The sequence below is a fragment of the Vibrio rotiferianus CAIM 577 = LMG 21460 genome, from assembly GCF_002741985.1.
Lineage (GTDB): Bacteria > Pseudomonadota > Gammaproteobacteria > Enterobacterales > Vibrionaceae > Vibrio > Vibrio rotiferianus.
On record NZ_APHW01000095.1, the window covers coordinates 1 to 2,634 of the forward strand.

The window sequence follows — 2,634 nt, forward strand, 5'->3', positions numbered from 1 at the left end:
CMTAACGCCCTGTTAAGGTGTGAGCAACGCAATACCGAAGCTCCCGCATACCACCTTAAACACTAAAACCAACGCATAGTAAAAATGCCACGCGTTGCGAATCACTCTTAAACAGTTTGTTATGTTTGTTTTTCCAGTTTGAGCTCACCTGTCACTTTAGCCAATCGTAAAGCTACCGCAAAACAAACTAAATACGGACTGATATACCAAAATACTTGCTCAATCGGATGTTTGACTTGCGCGAGCTTGGTCTCGTCGTATCGCTTTTTTTGCTGGTTGTATTGCTCAAACATACCATTAACCCATGTAACATCTTCCTCAACCCATTTTAAGTTGAGTCCTGAGGTAGAAAATAGATTCAGGTCCAATATTGGCAGTAAATTGAAATCGAGGGATTTTAGATGCTTAGCAACCGATAAATACCAACTGCATGGGTCGGAGTATCCATCTTCACCACCAACAGATATAAGGCCAGAACACATATCGCTTTTAATCTGCCGAACTGAAAACTCGTGAACTGATTCGAGAATAGTTACCGCTCGTGTTTGCTCGGTGATAGCCCAATTACCAGCAACGGCTGCACGAATTTCAGAAACTGCACCCAGCATACCTACACCAGCTAGCAGAGGCCAAAGGTAGTCAACATACTTCCACTTACGCTTACAGAGATTAAAGCCACACCAGATTGGTAAATGGAAAGCTAATGCTAAACCGCAGGTGAGCAAAACAAAGTGAAGTGAGTTGGAGAGCATGAACTCACTCTCGAAGAAGCTTTCCATAAACTATCAAATTTCCTCTAAAAACATAACGCCGCGTTAAGTAGTGAGCAACGCCACCACCCTACCTAAACCATTGTGCCGTAAACACTAAAGCCGAATCAAACTGAAAATGCCGAGCGTTGGGAATCTGTCTTAAACGCTTTGTTATGCCTGTCCTAAAATGCGCTCAATAAAAGCTGACTTTTTTCGACGATACTCTTCATGAGCCCAACCTGTACAAGACATTTTGAGTTCATTGTATTGTTGAACCAACTCAGGGCTGTCACGGAGCTTGTCCCTAAACCTCACAAAGAAGTCAAATTCTGAGCCATTCGCTACGACTTGAAAAGCGACATCTTCACCTGAGCTATTTTCTAGCATGCAAAGCTCTGGAGTTCTTAACGTATTGGATTTTTCGTTGAAATCTAAAGTAGAAAGTAACTTCACTGCTTTTTCTAACTCGTTACCGCTAACACCAACAAGTATGTCTAGGTCTCCCTTAGATACAGCATTAGGGATAGAAGAAGCTCCAATATGCTCAATTGTTGCGCCTGGAAGTAAAGCGGCTATCTGAAGTTCATACTTACGATAGAGATTTTCACAAGAGACCTGATACTCATCTGCTTTGTAAAATTGCATATTTTCTCCCAAAAGGCATAACGCCCTGTTAAGGTGTGAGCAACGCAATACCTAAGCCGCCGCATACCACCTTAAACATTAAACCCAACGCATAGTAAAAATGCCACGCGTTGCGAATCACTCTTAAACAGTTTGTTATGTTTATTTGTAAATGACATCTTCTAGAGATTCATCACCAAAAGCATCCGAGTTAGTTAAATGGCCATCATATCCCCCTAGTTTGTTGATATAGCTACCATCTTTGAACACTAACTGTAGCCCATGCTCTCGCTCCCAATCACAATTACATCCAAATGAAATGTATATTCTATTATCTTCATCTCGACGAGACACAATAGGTTCACAGCCAAACTGAACAAATTGCCAAACATCCTTCGGCTTTTCAATTTCAATATACCAATCATCCTCAGGGCTAAGGTAATTCAAGGTTTTTAGGTAATATTGATAAACAAACTCACTTACATCATTGAGAACGCTTTTATCTAGATTTATGAAGTTATTGATTGCTTTGTGAAAATCTTCTTTGCCTGTATCGTCTTTGTAATCTTCAAGTAAGAATTCATATTCCTCATTATCAAGAAAGGCAACTCTTATTAGGTCAGTAAAACATTCATCACTGCTGTCATCCACATTAATCATACTTACTGACATTTCAAACTTTAACAAAATCAACCTCTCTATAACCGTGGGGTACTCGGAAACATAACGCTCTGTTAAGGTGTGAGCAACGCAATACCAAAGCCGCTGCATACCACCTTAATAACTAAAATCAACGCATACTAAAAATGCCACGCGTTGCGAATCACTCTTAAACAGTTTGTTAAACGTATTTATCCCCGTAAAACACTAACTCTGCATCTCGGTGATTTAAATGCCAGTTTTTCCAATGTTCCTTTTCGGTCTCAACTTTTTCTTTATCTACAACCCTAGGTATCAGCAACTCAACGTCATCTCTTTTTTCATGAGATACAACGAAGTTATGGCAGTCTTGGATTCAAGTACGAAGTGCGACACCTCTGAACATAAAAACAGTGAGATGCGATAATCATGAAGTTTGCTCCCGCCAAGAAGTAAAAAACATGAGATACACGCACCTCACTGAGAACGAAAGGTATATGATTTCTGCACTCAGAAAGCAAGGAATTAGTACCCCTAAAATAGCTAAACAACTGGGTCGTCACAAAGCTACTATCTATCGAGAAATTGAACGCAATTCCCGATACAACAGACACTTTAA

4 protein-coding genes are annotated in these 2,634 nt (G+C 40.2%); 1 reads left to right on the plus strand and 3 read right to left on the minus strand.

Going from position 1 to position 2,634, the window contains the following annotated elements; genetic code table 11:
- Window positions 1-119: 119 nt before the first annotated feature.
- The 3 genes from B853_RS16600 to B853_RS16615 form a co-directional block, all read right to left on the minus strand.
- Window positions 120-779, minus strand: a complete 660-nt coding sequence (locus B853_RS16600) for a hypothetical protein (protein WP_038887123.1) — start codon at window positions 777-779, stop codon at window positions 120-122.
- A 144-nt stretch (window positions 780-923) separates the two neighbouring features.
- Window positions 924-1,397, minus strand: a complete 474-nt coding sequence (locus B853_RS16605; RefSeq protein ID WP_038887468.1) for a GrpB family protein — start codon at window positions 1,395-1,397, stop codon at window positions 924-926.
- Between the two features lie 141 nt (window positions 1,398-1,538).
- On the minus strand, window positions 1,539-2,063 hold the full coding sequence (locus B853_RS16615; protein ID WP_128826954.1) for a DUF6985 domain-containing protein: 525 nt from the start codon (window positions 2,061-2,063) through the stop codon (window positions 1,539-1,541).
- A 413-nt stretch (window positions 2,064-2,476) separates the two neighbouring features.
- Between B853_RS16615 and B853_RS16625 the strand changes: the two genes are divergently transcribed.
- Window positions 2,477-2,634 (plus strand): helix-turn-helix domain-containing protein (locus tag B853_RS16625; RefSeq protein ID WP_143700813.1); only part of this gene is annotated, 158 nt, incomplete at its 3' end.